20 protein-coding genes and 2 pseudogenes are annotated in these 14313 nt (G+C 66.2%); 14 read left to right on the forward strand and 8 right to left on the reverse strand.

The features are described from left to right. Window positions 1-15 precede the first annotated feature (15 nt). Window positions 16-258 carry a hypothetical protein gene (locus ACOQPI_RS08225; protein ID WP_420619186.1) on the reverse strand — a complete coding sequence of 81 codons (243 nt, stop codon included), beginning with the start codon at window positions 256-258 and terminating at the stop codon, window positions 16-18. A 282-nt stretch (window positions 259-540) separates the two neighbouring features. On the opposite strand from ACOQPI_RS08225, the gene ACOQPI_RS08230 reads away from it, so the two are divergent. Next, the gene (locus tag ACOQPI_RS08230; protein ID WP_420619187.1) at window positions 541-762 is read left to right on the forward strand and encodes a helix-turn-helix transcriptional regulator; all 222 of its coding nucleotides are present in this window, start codon (window positions 541-543) and stop codon (window positions 760-762) included. 75 nt (window positions 763-837) lie between these two features. Here ACOQPI_RS08230 and ACOQPI_RS08235 read toward each other — a convergent pair whose 3' ends face one another. Further along, window positions 838-1830 carry a nucleotidyltransferase domain-containing protein gene (locus tag ACOQPI_RS08235; protein ID WP_420619188.1) on the reverse strand — a complete coding sequence of 331 codons (993 nt, stop codon included), beginning with the start codon at window positions 1828-1830 and terminating at the stop codon, window positions 838-840. 181 nt (window positions 1831-2011) lie between these two features. On the opposite strand from ACOQPI_RS08235, the gene ACOQPI_RS08240 reads away from it, so the two are divergent. From ACOQPI_RS08240 to ACOQPI_RS08265, 6 genes and pseudogenes are all read left to right on the forward strand, one after another. After that, window positions 2012-2317 (forward strand): hypothetical protein, encoded by a 306-nt coding sequence (locus ACOQPI_RS08240; protein ID WP_420619189.1) that lies wholly within the window; start codon window positions 2012-2014, stop codon window positions 2315-2317. A gap of 6 nt (window positions 2318-2323) precedes the next feature. Further along, window positions 2324-2668 carry a type II toxin-antitoxin system RelE family toxin gene (locus ACOQPI_RS08245; RefSeq protein ID WP_419925436.1) on the forward strand — a complete coding sequence of 115 codons (345 nt, stop codon included), beginning with the start codon at window positions 2324-2326 and terminating at the stop codon, window positions 2666-2668. 169 nt (window positions 2669-2837) lie between these two features. Beyond that, a pseudogene (locus tag ACOQPI_RS08250) lies at window positions 2838-3218 on the forward strand (M15 family metallopeptidase); the annotation flags it as partial. Between the two features lie 195 nt (window positions 3219-3413). After that, window positions 3414-3731 (forward strand): aminotransferase class V-fold PLP-dependent enzyme, encoded by a 318-nt coding sequence (locus tag ACOQPI_RS08255; protein ID WP_420619190.1) that lies wholly within the window; start codon window positions 3414-3416, stop codon window positions 3729-3731. 11 nt (window positions 3732-3742) lie between these two features. After that, window positions 3743-3934: pseudogene (locus ACOQPI_RS08260) on the forward strand (aminotransferase class V-fold PLP-dependent enzyme); the annotation flags it as partial. Between the two features lie 59 nt (window positions 3935-3993). Beyond that, a complete protein-coding gene (locus ACOQPI_RS08265; protein WP_420621075.1) occupies window positions 3994-4179 on the forward strand; it encodes a hypothetical protein in 186 nt (61 codons plus the stop codon). Between the two features lie 22 nt (window positions 4180-4201). Here the strand turns inward: ACOQPI_RS08265 and ACOQPI_RS08270 are convergent, their stop codons facing one another. The 4 genes from ACOQPI_RS08270 to ACOQPI_RS08285 form a co-directional block, all read right to left on the reverse strand. Continuing rightward, window positions 4202-4462, reverse strand: coding sequence for a hypothetical protein (locus ACOQPI_RS08270; RefSeq protein WP_420619191.1), 261 nt, complete (start codon window positions 4460-4462; stop codon window positions 4202-4204). 120 nt (window positions 4463-4582) lie between these two features. Beyond that, window positions 4583-4975 (reverse strand): hypothetical protein, encoded by a 393-nt coding sequence (locus ACOQPI_RS08275; RefSeq protein ID WP_420619192.1) that lies wholly within the window; start codon window positions 4973-4975, stop codon window positions 4583-4585. Window positions 4976-5122: 147 nt separating this feature from the next. Further along, window positions 5123-6019 (reverse strand): IS3 family transposase, encoded by an 897-nt coding sequence (locus ACOQPI_RS08280; RefSeq protein ID WP_420618059.1) that lies wholly within the window; start codon window positions 6017-6019, stop codon window positions 5123-5125. Beyond that, window positions 6016-6300, reverse strand: coding sequence for a transposase (locus ACOQPI_RS08285; RefSeq protein WP_420618060.1), 285 nt, complete (start codon window positions 6298-6300; stop codon window positions 6016-6018). The genes ACOQPI_RS08280 and ACOQPI_RS08285 overlap by 4 nt, the downstream gene beginning before the upstream one ends. Window positions 6301-6318: 18 nt before the next feature. On the opposite strand from ACOQPI_RS08285, the gene ACOQPI_RS08290 reads away from it, so the two are divergent. The 7 genes from ACOQPI_RS08290 (at window position 6319) to ACOQPI_RS08320 (ending at window position 13409) form a co-directional block, all read left to right on the forward strand. Beyond that, window positions 6319-7860 (forward strand): Calx-beta domain-containing protein, encoded by a 1542-nt coding sequence (locus ACOQPI_RS08290; RefSeq protein WP_420619193.1) that lies wholly within the window; start codon window positions 6319-6321, stop codon window positions 7858-7860. A gap of 66 nt (window positions 7861-7926) precedes the next feature. Next, window positions 7927-8244: an integration host factor, actinobacterial type gene (gene mihF, locus ACOQPI_RS08295; RefSeq protein ID WP_420619194.1), complete on the forward strand. Its 318-nt coding sequence runs from the start codon at window positions 7927-7929 to the stop codon at window positions 8242-8244. Window positions 8245-8267: 23 nt separating this feature from the next. Further along, a complete protein-coding gene (locus tag ACOQPI_RS08300; protein ID WP_420619195.1) occupies window positions 8268-8810 on the forward strand; it encodes a guanylate kinase in 543 nt (180 codons plus the stop codon). A gap of 62 nt (window positions 8811-8872) precedes the next feature. Continuing rightward, entirely contained in the window at window positions 8873-9253 is a 381-nt protein-coding gene (rpoZ, locus tag ACOQPI_RS08305; protein WP_420619196.1) for a DNA-directed RNA polymerase subunit omega, read from the forward strand. 7 nt (window positions 9254-9260) lie between these two features. Then, a complete protein-coding gene (coaBC, locus tag ACOQPI_RS08310; protein ID WP_420619197.1) occupies window positions 9261-10499 on the forward strand; it encodes a bifunctional phosphopantothenoylcysteine decarboxylase/phosphopantothenate--cysteine ligase CoaBC in 1239 nt (412 codons plus the stop codon). Window positions 10500-10507: 8 nt separating this feature from the next. Further along, window positions 10508-11683: a methionine adenosyltransferase gene (gene metK / locus ACOQPI_RS08315; protein WP_420619198.1), complete on the forward strand. Its 1176-nt coding sequence runs from the start codon at window positions 10508-10510 to the stop codon at window positions 11681-11683. Between the two features lie 13 nt (window positions 11684-11696). Beyond that, complete coding sequence (locus tag ACOQPI_RS08320) at window positions 11697-13409, forward strand: hypothetical protein (RefSeq protein WP_420619199.1); 1713 nt, start codon at window positions 11697-11699, stop codon at window positions 13407-13409. Here ACOQPI_RS08320 and ACOQPI_RS08325 read toward each other — a convergent pair. Next, entirely contained in the window at window positions 13406-13624 is a 219-nt protein-coding gene (locus ACOQPI_RS08325) for a hypothetical protein (protein WP_420619200.1), read from the reverse strand. The genes ACOQPI_RS08320 and ACOQPI_RS08325 overlap by 4 nt on opposite strands. Before the next feature lie 75 nt (window positions 13625-13699). Continuing rightward, a complete protein-coding gene (locus tag ACOQPI_RS08330) occupies window positions 13700-14302 on the reverse strand; it encodes a class I SAM-dependent methyltransferase (protein ID WP_420619201.1) in 603 nt (200 codons plus the stop codon). Window positions 14303-14313 lie beyond the last annotated feature (11 nt).

Here is a 14313-nt window from a genome sequence, read left to right on the forward strand (position 1 = left end):
CGGGGCGCTCAGTTCTCATCGCCGCCGGGGATCAGCCAGCGGCGCAGCGCGAACGTCCAGCGCCGCGCAGCGGAGGGCCACCAAAGACCCTTTCCCGAGGCGAGCGTGGCGCAAGGCCATGAACTCGGCGGTCTCGGTGTCGGGCGCTGTGGGCCTCTCTCCACACACAATGCAGTGGATCAGCCGCCTGCCGGTGGCGGGGTGCGGCTCGACCGCCACCCGCTCCAGGGCGATCATTCCGTGACCCTCGGCGCTCACAGCGTCGGCAGGACCGGAGCACTCACCCGTGACACGGCTCCCGCTAGGCGGCGGTAATATGACCTTTCGCGTGGCGGGCTGATGAGCCCTCGACGGGCCAGCAGCGGGAGCAGACCGTCCGGTAGGTCTTGGTGGCCCGCCCTTGCCGGTCGAATACACGGCTGCCCCCTGATCGAGGCAACCGGCCAAACAGGCAATATCCAGGGGCTGGGACCGGTCGCGACCGGTCTGCGGGCGGGTGGCGACCGGTTGCGACCGGTGGGGTGTCGCATAGTGGCGGGCATGGAAACCAACATTCGAGAACAGCACGACGTTTTGTTGACCCGCCGGCAGGTGGAGGCCCGCTGCGGGCTGTCCACGAGCTCGATCTACCGGCTCATGCGCGAGGGCCTGTTTCCCGAGCCGATCCGCATCGGCCGGCGGGCCGTGCGCTGGCCCACGTCGGAGATCGACGAGTGGCTGGCCACCCGCCCCCGCGCCACCGGCGACCGCCCCGCCGCCTAGACCGCCTGCTGCGCGCAGCAGGATTCGCGCCCGGCCGCCGGGCATCTACAAGAATCCGCCACGGCGAGCCTTCTGCTAACTGCGGAGCGGCTGCTCTGGTGCCTCACGGGCCTGGGCCGGGAGCTGTTGTTCGATGCTGGCGCATCGTCGCAGCGCCTGTTGGGCTAGGGCGGGTTGGTGGTCGAGGGCTTGTTCGATGAGGGCGATGGCGGTGGCGGCGAGCTGGGCGGCCGCTTTGGCCATCTGCGCGGCGAACTCGGGGGTGGCGGCGTTGGGGTCGGCTCCGGGCAGCGGGGTGGCGGGGTAGGTGCTGGTGTGCCGCCATATTGATATCTGGTCGGGGGTGAGCGAGCCCAGGGCGGTGTCGATGAGGGCGGCTTGGGCGGGGTCGAGCTGGCGGCGGGCGGCGTCGATGAGGCCGCAGATGTTGCGGGCGTTTTCGGGGTGGGGTGCTCGGCGGGCGCAGATGAGGGCTTGCAGCGAGGTTTCCATGGCGATCTGGGCGTGCTCGCAGACACTGAGCAGCCGGCTGTGTTGCATTTGGTGCGCGAAGTCGGTGTCGCCTTCGGCGAGCGCGTCGGCCTCAGAGGGGGACGGGCGCAGGTAGGCCATGATTGTGATGAGCGAGTGAGTGGTCTTCTCGAGGATCGCGACCGCTTGCTGCTCGTCGGTTGCGGGCTTGCCGATCTTCTTGTCCCAGTCGATGGGCGACTTGGGAGGCCGGGACATGAGGGTAACGGCACAGGAGGCGATATGGGCCTCGAAGCTGGAACGGCACCGGGTGGTACGGACGCGCCACTCGGCCCGGTCGGTCACCCGCACATCGCACGCGAACCCGGCCGCCTGCTCCGCGGCAGTGCGGGCCTCATGTGCGAGGTCGCGGCGCTGCGTGTAGTCGCCGAGATCGTCGAACACCACCACCAAATCCACGTCTGAGCCGGGCATCGCACAGCCGCTGGCCACCGAGCCGAACACAAGCACCTCCGCTGGGTCCAGCACACTGCTGATGCGCTCAGCGGCCCTGCGGGCATCGCCCAAAGAAGGCGACAGGTGATCGGGGGCAGTCACAGCGCCAGGCTACGCCGCCCGCCAGCGGGCCCGGCTCGGGTTTCAGGGGGCGGCCGGGTAGTCGGTGTCGTTGCGCACCTGGTCGAAGCGGGGCCGGTTTGAGGCCGGTGCGGTGTGGTCTGACATTGTTGGTTGGTGCGGGTAGGGTGTTTGCACCGCGAACCGCGCATGGAGGCTGGCAATGGGCACAAAGCACGCCCGAAAAGAAGCTGCGGCGTTCCGCTCCCAGACCGAGGAGTTCATCGAGTCGATGGACGGGCTGCGCTGGCTGGTGCACCTAGACGAGGACGACATCGACGCCATGCTCAACGAGGTGGGCGAAGCGCTCGCCGCCCACACCGGCGCTGAGTGCCGAGCGCTACTGGCCTATGCGCTGTGGGACTGGAAGGCGACCGCCGAGGCCCAGGCCGATCCCGAGCTGAGCCGCCGCCTGAGCGAGCCCATCGCTGCGGTGTCGGGAGAGCCCGTTCCCATTCCCGCCGCCTGAGCGCGGATGGCAAAGCGCAAAGACCGGGTGGCCCCGCCCCCGGAGAAAGGCGGATGGGACATCCGCTTCGCCAGCAACCAGGCCGCCCGGGAGTGGGACGAGCTGTGCAACACCGCTTCGGCCAACACCCGGCGGGCGTGGAACGACATCACCCGCGACCCCCGCCGCCACAGCAGCCGCCAGGCCAGGCTCAGAAAAGAGTTCGGCGCCAAGCAACTGGAGGGCAAGGTGCTGGAGCAATGGCAGCACGAGGTCACCGCCGGCGGCCGCATCTGGTACTGCCCCGACGACGACACCAAAACAGTGTGGGTGACCGCCGTCTACATCGGCCACCCCAAATCAACCGAGTAGCAGCCCCCGACGAGTCCCACCCCACGATTCCCCACAAGACTCGAAGACCCCCTTTACGTTGTTGGGTGGCTCTGGCCGTGGGAGTGTTGGGGCTGGTTGCTCGCCGTGGCGGGTAGGGCTTTGTCCCCCTGTCGGTTGACGGCTCGGGGGGTGGTGCCGCCCGCCGCACACCACCGGCGGAACTGTCGATCTCACTTTGTCGTGGCTCGATCAGCCCCTGGCGCTGGGCACCGACTACGACTCGTTCGACGCAGAGGCCGCTGTCCACGACTTCGAGGCTTCCGGCGCGGACGCCCGTGTGCGCCTGTTGCGCCGCGGGTTCGCGTATGCCATGTCGACCGCCGGGTTCGTCCCCTACGACAAGGAGTGGTGGCACTGGTCCCACGGCGACGACGTGTGGGCCCAGGCGATGGGACGGCCCGCGCTGTACGACATCGTGGAGCACCCGCCCATCGAGCGGACCGCTCAGCGGGAATCTGCTTGGACTGAAGCCGGCGTTGGTGAGCAGGTCGGGCCTGGTGTCGGGCCCCCGTGTTGTTGCGTTGTGTGAGAGACCGCTTGCTGGGTGTGTCGCCGGGCGGTGTGTCCGTGCTGGGCGTGGCGCAACGCGGCTGTGTTGGCGTTTTGGGTTGGCGCGGATAGTGCTGGGAGGGATTTGTCACAGCCGGATGCGATTATTGGGGGTTCAGCCGCACTACGTTCGTGGGCAGCGGTGCTTTTTGGTGATTGGCCCGGAGGAGATGGCGTGAACGAGGTGTACCTCGACTACAACGGTTCCGCGCCGTTGGACCCGCGGGTGTCCGAGGCCATGGTCCCGGTTCTGCTCGACGGGGTGGGCAACGCGTCTGCTTCCCATCGCTTCGGCCAGCGGCAGGCTGCGCTGGTTGAAACTGCCCGCGAGCAGGTGGCCGCGCTGGTGGGCGCTGCCGCGTCGGGGGTGGTGTTCTGCGCTGGGGCGACCGAGGCCAACAATCTGGCGCTGGCCGGGCTGGCGGCGGGCGCGCCGGCGGCTCGGAACCGGGTGGTGGTCTCGGCGGTGGAGCACGCGTCAGTGGCCAGGTAGCGCGGTGGTTGTTGGAGCAGGGACGGGCGAAGGTGGATGTGGTCGGGGTCACCGGAGGCGGGTTCGTCGATCTCGATGAGATGGAACGGCTGATGGGCCCTGATGTGCTGGCGGTGTCGGTGATGGCGGCGAACAGTGAGACAAGGATTCTGAACCCAGTCGAGGAAATCGCGAAGCTGGCCCATCGCGCTGGGGCGGTGTTCCACTGCGACGCCGGGGAGCTGGAGCTGGTCTGCGATGGGGGCATCGCAGCCGTCGCGGAGTGGCAGGTGCCGCAACCCGCCGCTACCGAGCCACCGACACCGAAGCCGCCCTCCTCTGCGCCGCCGCCGAAACACTCCAAGCCCTCCACAACCGAACCCGAATGCTCCCCGACCACACCCCTGAAATCACCGAACTCGACACCCCCGAAGACACCCCGGCGAGGGGCATCGACATAGCACTGTGACCACAGCTTGACCGGGCACGCTCTATCTGAGTCGCCCCGGGTTTGGTAGAGGCTGTTTTTTGTGTGTGTCCGCCGGGTCGGCGGTTAGGGTTTGATTGTAGTGGGCGTTCTTGTGGTCGGCGGTGGTGGTGTATGTGTATCTGTCGGGCAGGAGCTGGCTGTGGCTGCGCCGGTGGTTGTACCAGTCGACGTATTCGAGGGTGGCGAACTCGACGTCGCTGATTCCGCCCCAGGGGCCGCGGGGGTAGATGAGAGCTCCCATTATGTCGTACTTGAAGACCATGACCGCGCCGCCGCACGCCCGCGACCACCCTGACGGGCTCGCCGTCGCCCAACTCGGAGTCGACTTCGTCGAACAGTGCCTTGAGCCGCTCGGCGTCAAAAAATTCTGACGCAAGCCCGCTCATCGGGCTGCGAGCAGTTCGGCCTCGAAGAACACGCCGTGGTCCGCGCAAACCGGCGGTGCCTGGGACACCACCCATCTCCCCCACTCTGAGTTGGCCGGACGCCCAGACATCGTTACCGGAGACTCCAAGCGCTGCGACCAAACCCACTCCGGAACAGCGATGCCGTCGCGCTCGCAAAGTCCGTGCACGACAGCGGCTACCAGCGCCAGATCGCCTTCGGTGCCGCCACGGGGGGCCATCCCGCTACACAGCATCTCGACCCGCCGCTGCGGCTGGTCGTTCCAGTCCATGATGAACTGCACCACCGGCCGGAACCGTCCCTGGCGAAACCGCCAATCATCCATGGCCTCAGGAAGATCCCGCATCGTCAACACCGAACGCGGCTCCATGTGCCCATCCTACCCCCGCCGCAAAACGTCCCCGAAACACAAAACCCCCGGCCAAACGCCGACAATCCCGCCCGCAAACGAATGCCACCGATCACGTCACCAGCATGCACTTGATTCACCCTGGGTTTTGCGCAGTGAGCTTCCCCCCTAATCGTGGAGAGTTTGTTTTTGAGGGTCGGGGTTGTGGGCCTGTTCGTATTCTACGGGGCTGGTCATTCCGATTGCGGAGTGGAGGCGGTGCTGGTTGTACCAGGTGTGGACCCATAGGGTGATTTCTCGTCGGGCCCGGGCTCTGGTGGTCCAGGCTCGGCGTGAGATGAGCTCGTGTTGGAGGGTGGAGAAGAACGACTCGGCCGGCGCGTTGTCCAGCGCGTTGCCGGTTCTTCCGGTGGACCGTGAGATGCCGAGCCGCCGGCAGGCGGCGGCGAAGGCTTCTGAGGTGTATTGCGATCCCTTGTCCGAGTGGAAGATGACGCCTTTGACGTTGCCGCCTCTGGTGGCGACCGCGGTGTTGATGGCCTGTTTGGCCAGCTCGGCGGTCGGGTACCGGTCGGAGGTGGCGAAGCCGACCATGCGCCTGGAGTAGAGGTCCTCGACGGTCGCGAGGAACACCGGGCCCTCGGCGGTGGGAACCTGTTTGAAGTCGCCGCACCATTTCTGGTTGACCCCTGTCGCGCTGAAGTCGCGGCCCAGAAGGTCTGTGGGGGCCGCATGGGAGCTGTCGGGGCTGGTGAGGCCCTTTTTGCGTTTGGGGCGGGCGCACAGGCCCTGGCGGGCCATCGAGGCCTCCACCGTCTTCTTCGACACCGACAGGCCATCGCGTCGCAGCCGGGCGCGCACCCTGGGCGACCCGTAGGTGCCGTCCGATTCGTCGAACGCCTTTTTCACCTCGGCGTCCAGCGCCCGGCGACGCCGCTGCCGATCGGTCAGCGGCCGGTCGAGGTGCTTGTAGAACGTGGATTCCGCCACGCCCAGCGCTCTGCAAGCCACAGAGTGAGGCACACCGTGGTCGGTCCTTTGGGCCGCGATGAACCCTGCGGTCACCGCGTCGCCTCGTTGACCCAAAGGACCACGGATCGTTTGAGCACATCACGCTCCATCTCCAGCTCGGCGACCCGGCGGCGCAGCCGGGCCAGCTCGGCCCGCTCGTCGCCGCTCAGCCCGCCCGAGCGCTCGTCTCGGTCCCGGCGCACCCAATTCCCGAGCGTGCCCTCGTTGACGCCGAGCTCCCGGGCGACGTGGGCCACCGGCCGGCCGGTCTCCTTGACGATCCGGACAGCCCCATCACGGAACTCCCGGTCATAATCTCTTCGCGGTCTGGACATAGCTCCTCCTTATAGAGCATGTCTCCACGAAAAGGGGGGAACCTCAACGATGATCCGCCGGTTGTGGTGCCTGATGTGTCGTTTGGGTCTTCTGTTTATTCGGGTGGTGAGGGGTCGGGTTCTCGGAGTGTGAGCGTTGGGCTGGTTTTGTCGGCGGCGGCGCCGTCGGGTGGTCTTGCGGTGTCGTATCAGGTTGGGGGCAGCGCGGTCGCGGGGTCGGATTATTCGAGTTTGAGCGGGTCGGTGACTTTCGTCCAGGGCTCGTCGTCGGCGGCCATCGCGGTGTCGGTCACCGACGATGCTGTTGATGATGACGCGGAGACGATTGTGCTGACGCTGGTCGACGGGGCGGCCTATGACCTGGGCACGCCGAGCTCCACCACGATCACCATCGCCGATGACGATGATCCGCCTCTGCCCAAACCCGACCAAGGAAACAAAGAGGACACCAACCTCAGAAGGAATCCAGACACCAACCAGGACCCCAACCCCGGAACACCTGGCCAAAGGGGGGATACTCAGTCATCTGCCTATTACACGCCTGCCTCCTTTGAGTTTCCGTCGGTGGAGGTGACGATTGCCCAAGAAGCTGCCCAGACCATTCTGGAAGGCGAGGCAGCCGAGTTCACCGTCTCTTATGAGCATCCGATGCGATTGACCGTGCGGGCACTCCTCGATGTTGCCGGCGATGCCAGCCTCGGCACCGACTACCAGTTGGACTATCGGCTCTCCGACGCCGAAGCCTGGGTGTCATTGGGCAGCGATCCCGAGAGCCTCGCAATCGACTTGCCGACACCCGGGGGCGAAGTGCGGGTGCGGGTGGTCTCGCTGCACCTTGGCACAATGGGCACAGACATCCCGCTCGCGGTGACGGTCAGCGATCGCAGCTTCGTGAAATCGCTGGCTCTAGAAGTCGAACCCAACGGCGAGGCGAGCATCACCCTCAGAGGCTCCGGCTCGGGGGGCACCGAGTCGGACTCATCCGACGATCAACAGTCAAACCCCGATTCAGTTTCCGATGATCCGCCTGCCCCGGTGCAAGCCTCCGACTCGGGCGATGACACCGACAACGAAGACACCCAAAGCCATGGCTCCGAAAGCGTTGGCGCCGACCAGCAAGCAGGGGCCGGAACTGATCAGGCGCGGCACTTCCTCACCTATGCGGTCAAACCCGGCGACACGCTGGAATCCATCGCCCAGACGGCCTACGGCGACGCGACAGCTTGGGAACGGATATTCGAGGCCAACCGCGGCCGAGTCCAAAACGACGGCTACACGTTCACCAGCTCAGACTCGATCAGATATGGCTGGGTTTTGGACATACCCGCCACCGTGCTTGTAGCTGGCGCTAGAAGCGCCTCCTCTGCGCCTTATGCGTCCTACACCGTGGAGTCGGGGGACAGCCTCGGCGCCGTTTCGCTGAAGGCCTATGGCGATGCCGGCTACTGGAGCCGGATTGAGGCAGCCAACATGGGGCGCCGCCAGGCAGACGGGAGGCGCTTCACCGATGCCGACAGCATCGAGGTGGGTTGGGTGCTGCGCATACCACTGGGCGGCTGACCGGTCCCTGCACGTTGCGGGCCTCAAATCCCCAACAAGACTTGAAGTTCAAACTACAATGGTGTAATGGCAGGACCCCCACAACTGACAGCAGAGCAGCGCCAGGCGGCGTTGGCTAAGGCCGGAGAGGTGCGTCGCAAGCGCGCTGAGGTCAAGCAAAAGCTCAAGATGAGGTCGATTTCGCTTTCTGACCTGCTGGCACAAGCGGAAACCGATGACGTGGTCGCCGGAACCAAAGTGCTCGCCGTCCTGGAATCTCTTCCAGGCATGGGCAAGGTTCGGGCCCGCAGGATGATGGAGGAGATCGGCATTGCCGATAGTCGCCGCATTCGCGGGCTGGGCGATCAGCAGCGGGCCTCGTTGCTCGCACGCTGCGGCGACTAGTAGATCATCCACTGATCATCGTCTTGTCCGGCCCCGGCGGGGTCGGCAAAGGGACAATCGCGGCCGCGCTGGTGGCCGCGGACCCCAAACTCTGGCTGAGTCGCTCGTGGACGACGCGCGTGCGCCGTCCCGGCGAGTCGGAAACTGCCTACGTGTTTGCAAACGAGGCCGAGTTTCGGGCCAAAGCTGCCGAGGGAGGTTTCGTGGAGTGGGCGGAGATCGCCGGGCATCTCTACGGAACGCCCCAGCCTGATCCCCCGGCGGGTCGCGATGTGTTGCTGGAAATCGATGTCCAGGGCGCGGCCCAAGTGCGGGAGAGCCGTCCTGAGGCTTTGTGCATCTTCGTCGAGGCGCCTTCGGCCGCGGAGCAGGAATCCCGGCTGCGGGGCCGGGGCGATTCCGAGAGCCATATCGCCAAGCGGCTGGCGCTGGCCGACTCCGAGCGAATCCAGGCCTACGAGCTCAACGCGATCCACGTTGTCAACGACAGCCTTGCCGAAGCGGTGGCTTCCGTTGCCGCCCTCATCGAAAATGCCCGCCAGGAGCGGGCCGACAATGACGATTAACTCATCTTTCCCTGCTATCATTTACCCGCTCTCCCCAGACTTGTTGGAAGAAGGCTGCACAGATGTCTGAACAACACGACACCATGATGTATCCCACTATTGAGGAGCTCTTGGGCCGCACCGATTCCAAGTTCCGCCTGGTAACGCTGGGAGCGCTGCGGGCCTGCCAGATCAACTCCTATTTCGGCCAGCTCGGCGAGGGCTTGGGCGCGATGGTGCCTCCCCAGGTGTTGACCATGTCCCGCAAACCCCTGTCGATTGCCTTCGAGGAGATCGCGTCCGACAAGATCATCGCCACTGATCCTCCCGAGGTCACCGAAGAGGACTTGTTGGCCGATTCCATGATTCCCGCTGGCGAAGCCAATCTGGAAGAAGCCGCTCTAGAGCAAGCCGACGGTGATGACGCTGGTCTAGACGAGGCCGATCTGGACTCAGCGTCCTGACAAACCCATGACTTCGCTCGCCGGCAAGCGAATCGTGCTTGGCGTGAGCGGGGGGATCGCGGCATATAAGGCGATAGAGATCTGCCGTCGGCTGATGGACGAGGGCGCCCATGTGGTTCCGGTGCTCACCAAAGGCGCCACCCGGTTTGTTGGCCGCACTACCTTCGACGCGTTGGCCTCGGAGCGGGTGCAGATGAGCCTGTTCGACGAAGACGACCCCATTCCCCACACCACGTTGGGCCAGACGGCCGACTGCGTGCTCGTGGCCCCGGCCACCGCCCGGGTGATCGGCGCCTACGCCGCCGGAATCAGCTCCGACCTGCTGACTGCCACGCTCATCGCCACCCAGGCTCCGGTGGTGGTCTGTCCGGCCATGCACACCGAGATGTGGGAGCACCCCGCGGTGGCGCACAACATCGCCACGCTGGTCGAACGGGGTGTTTACATCGTGGGTCCCGAGTCGGGACGCTTGGCGGGAGGCGACGAGGGTGCTGGACGCCTCAGCTCGCCGGCCGACATCGTGGCTGCGGTGAGCCGGGTACTCGATGTCGGCGGCCAACGCTCTGATATGGCTGGCTTGTCGGTGGTGGTCACGGCGGGCGGTACCCGGGAGCCCATCGACCCGGTGCGCTATATAGGGAACCACTCCTCGGGCAAGCAGGGCTACGCCTTCGCCGAAGAGGCCGCTGGTCGGGGCGCCTCCGTGACCATCGTCACCACCGTGGACCGTCCTGGTTCCTTGGGGGCGAGCGTGGTGCCAGGGGTCGCAGAGGTAAGAGTGGACACCGCGGAGGAGATGGCGGCGGCCACCGCCGACGCCGCCAAAGAGGCCGATGTAGTGATCATGGCCGCGGCAGTGGCTGATTTCCGCCCAGTGGACCCTGCGGGCGTGAAGCTAAAGAAGCGCGACGGGGTGCCGGCCATCGAGCTGGAGCCCACCCCTGACATCCTGGCCTCACTGGGGGCGTCCAAGCCTGAGGGGCAGATCCTGATCGGTTTTGCCGCTGAGACCTGCGATGTGGCCGACAATGCGGCGGCCAAGCTGAACGGCAAGGGCGCCGACTACATCGTGGCCAATGATGTGACCGCCGAAAACGCCGGTTTTGCGCACGACACCAACGAGGTGCTGGTGCTAGCTTCCGATGGCCGGGCCCACTCGGTTGGACTGCGCTCCAAGCGCCAGGTGGCCCAAGCCGTTCTCGACCTCGTGGTAGCCGACCGCGGCGGTCGGGCCAACGTCCGCTAGGAGAATCAATGAGCCAAGGGTCAAATGGCCGGTACCGCTTCACGTCTGAGTCGGTCACCGGTGGTCACCCCGACAAGATCGCCGACCAGATATCCGACGGGGTGCTGGATGCCCTCCTGGAGGTGGATATCGGCAGCCGGGTGGCGTGTGAGACTCTGGTGACCACCGGTCTGGTGGTGGTGGCTGGGGAGATCTCCACCGACGGCTATATCGATATCCCCCGGGTGGTACGCGACACCATCACCGGGATCGGCTACGACCGGGAAGACTACGGCTTCGACGGCAACACCTGCGGCGTGATGGTGTCCATCGACGACCAGTCTCCTGACATTGCCCAGGGGGTTGACCGGCTCGATCCGTTGGAGCAGGGGGCCGGCGACCAGGGGATGATGTTCGGGTTCGCCTGCGACGAGACCCCCGAGCTGATGCCGCTGCCCATCCACATCGCCCACCGGATGGTGGAGCGCCTGACCGAAGTTCGCCGGGCGGGCACGGTGCCCTATCTGCGGCCCGACGGCAAGAGCCAGGTGACGTTCGAATACGAGGGGACCAAGGCAGTGGGTTTGAGCACTGTGCTGATGTCGGCCCACCATCGCGACGGAACCGACCTCAAGGAGATGAAAGACGACCTCAAAGAGCAGGTCATCGACCCGGTGGTTCCCGAGCAGTTCCGCGACGACCACTACGAAGTGCTGGTGAACCCCACGGGGAAGTTCGTGAGGGGCGGGCCAGTGGCCGACGCCGGGCTCACCGGGCGCAAGATCATCGTGGACACCTACGGGGGCATGGCCCGCCACGGCGGGGGCGCCTTCTCGGGCAAGGACCCCAGCAAGGTGGACCGCTCGGCGGCCTACGCCGCCCGCTGGGTGGCCAAGAACGTGGTGGCTGCCGGAGCGGCTTCCCGCTGCGAGGTGCAGGTGTCCTACGCCATCGGCATTGCCCGGCCGGTGTCGGTAATGGTGGAGACCTTCGGCACCGAGACGGTGGATCCGGCCAAGATCAGCCATCAGGTTAACGAGATCTTCGATCTGCGGCCGGCGGCCATTATCCGGGACTTGGAGTTGCTGCGGCCGATCTACCGGAACACGGCAGCCTATGGCCACTTCGGGCGCACCCCCGAGAGCACGTTCACCTGGGAGCGCACCGATCGGGTAGACGACCTCCGCTCCGCTCTGGGGCTCTGACAGCTTTGGCCTTTTGAACGTTCGGGTTCTGACCGACGTTGTCGCCGTAGACCGCGAATTCACCTACGCCGTTCCTGAGGGCTGGGCCGACGACCCCCGGTTCGGGGTGGGGGCCATGGTACGGGTGGTGCTGCACGGCCGGCGGGTGGGGGGCTGGATCACCGAAGCAGGCGTGGAGTCCCCCGAGGGAGTGGAGCTCACCCCGCTGGCCAAGCTCAGCAGCCTGGGGCCCGACCGAGAGCTCATCGACCTGAGCGAATGGGCGGCCTGGCGCTGGGCTGGCCGTCGGGCCCATTTCCTGCGGACCGCTTCGCCATCCCGCATAGTGACCGCCTTGCCCCGACCGTCGCGCTCCCGGATGGCGTCTGCGGGCGATCATGCCGATCTGTTCGAGGGGGAGGGCCACACCCTGCGCCAAGGGCCATCAGAAGACCCGATGCCCATAGCGCTGGCCGCCGCGGCCCGAGGCCAGGCCTTGATCCTCGTGCCCGATCACGGGCGGGCTGATGAGCTGACCAGGCGGTTGGGACGAGCAGGAGCCTGGGCAGTCCGATATCCGGATGGCTGGGCCGCAGCCGCCGCGGGGGCCACTGTCGTCGGCACAGTGTCGGCCGCGTGGGCGCCGGCACCTGAACTGGCCGCGGTGTTGGTGATCGATGAGCACGATGAGTCGTATCGCTCAGAAGCCGCTCCTACCTGGAGCGGGCGGGATGTAGCCATCGAGCGGGCTAGACGAGCCGGCGTGCCCTGCGTGCTGATGTCGCCGGTGCCCAGCCTGGAGGCGCTGCGGTCCCGGCCGTTGATGCGCGCGTCGCGGGACACCGAGCGGGCCAGTTGGCCGCTGGTGGAGATGGTGGATCGCCGCCGCGAGGACCCGGGGCGGGCGGGCCTCTATTCGCCGGAGCTGGTTCAGGCGCTGCGCGACGGAAACAGGGCGGCCTGCGTGTTGAACCGCCGGGGCCGGGCACTGCTGCTGGCTTGCCGGGTGTGCGGCGAACTGGCCGTGTGTACCGAATGCGGCGCATCCATGCGCCAGGAAGACGACAAGCGCTTAGTGTGCCGGGCTGCCGGTCACAGCCGACCGTTGGTGTGTGCCGAGTGCGGCAGCACCGGGATGCGCAACCTGCGGGCCGGGATCAAGCGGGTCCGCGAGGAGGTGGAGGCGCTGCTTCGCACTCCAGTGGCTGAGGTCACTAGCAGTGGGTATGTCGGCCCACCCACCGCCCGGGTGGTGGTGGGCACCGAAGCAGTGCTTCATTTGGGCCGCCCGTTCGACGTGGTCGCCTTCTTGGAATTCGACCAAGAGCTGCTGGCTCCCCGATTCCGAGCTCGGGAGCAGGCCCTGGCCCTCATCGCCCGAGCAGCACGAATCACCGGCCCCCGTGACGATGGGGGAAAGATCGTGCTGCAAACTCGCATGCCCGACGACCCCGTTGTGCAGGCCGCGCTCCAGGCCGATCCCGCACAATTGGCCCGCGCCGAACGAGACCGCCGCCAAGAGTTGAGCCTGCCTCCCTATGGGGCCATCGCGGTGGTCTCCGGCCCGGTCGCCGGGGAGTTCATGGAGCGCTTCGGCACCCCGCTGGGCGTCCAGATCGCCCCCGATCCCGGCGGTCAGTTCTTCTTGCGGGCCCCCGATTACGACACCCTTTGTGACGCCCTTGCTGCTGTAGAGCGCCCCTCTGGCCGTCTCCGTATCGACGTCGACCCCATCAGAGCGATCTAGTCGAGGTTGCGACCCTCCACGGTCGAAATCCGCTCCCCGTAGCTGTTCAGCCTGTCGTCGGTACGCTCGAATTTGTTGTCTAAGCGCTCGATGGAGCGATTCAAGCTGGCCTCAAGGCTGTCGAGGCGCTGTTCGATGCGCCGCAGATAGAAACCCACGATGCTGACAATGCTCGCCCCATAGACGCTCAGCATGACAGTTGTTGTGACATCCATATTCGTATGTCTTTCCTGCTGGATGTGCCTCGGGGGAAGCCTTCTCACTATATCCCTGGGACACGGCCATTTGGCTCAGGTTTGCGGTTGAACCTCCAGGATTCGGTAGCCGCGGCGGGAGCTGAGCCGGGTGGTGGGCCAGCCCTGTTGGTTGAGCCAGCGGGCTAGGGAATCGGAGCCCAGGTTCTTGTTCACCACCAGATAGGCCTGGCCCTCGTCGGCTAGCCGGCCCAGCCAATTCGCCAGCACCTCGTGGAGGGCGGCCTTGCCGATGCGGATGGGCGGGTTGGAGTAGATGGCGGCAAAACGCACGTCAGGGGGCACTTCGTCGGGATGGCACACCGTGGCGTCAGGGCGGCCATGGCGGTCCAGATTGGCTCGGCACAGCTCCAAGGCCCGGGAGTTCACGTCAATGGCCCACAGAGGCGCCTGAGGTGCCCATAGGCTCAGCGCCACTGCGATCGGGCCGTACCCGCAGCCCAAGTCCAGCAACGCGCCATTTTGGGGCGGGCGGGAGGCCTCGGCCAGGAGATATCGGGTGCCCCAGTCCACCTCGTCGGCCGCGAACACTCCCCGGTCGGTGGTCAGCTCCACCTCCAGATCGCCCACCCGTAAACCGACCGTTCCCGGCCGTCGTTTCCCGCTGGGTGAGGCGCTGTAGTAGTGCGAGTCGCCCACGGTTTGACGGT

Source organism: Candidatus Poriferisocius sp. (assembly GCF_965219815.1).
Taxonomy (GTDB): Bacteria; Actinomycetota; Acidimicrobiia; order Acidimicrobiales; family Bin134; genus Poriferisocius.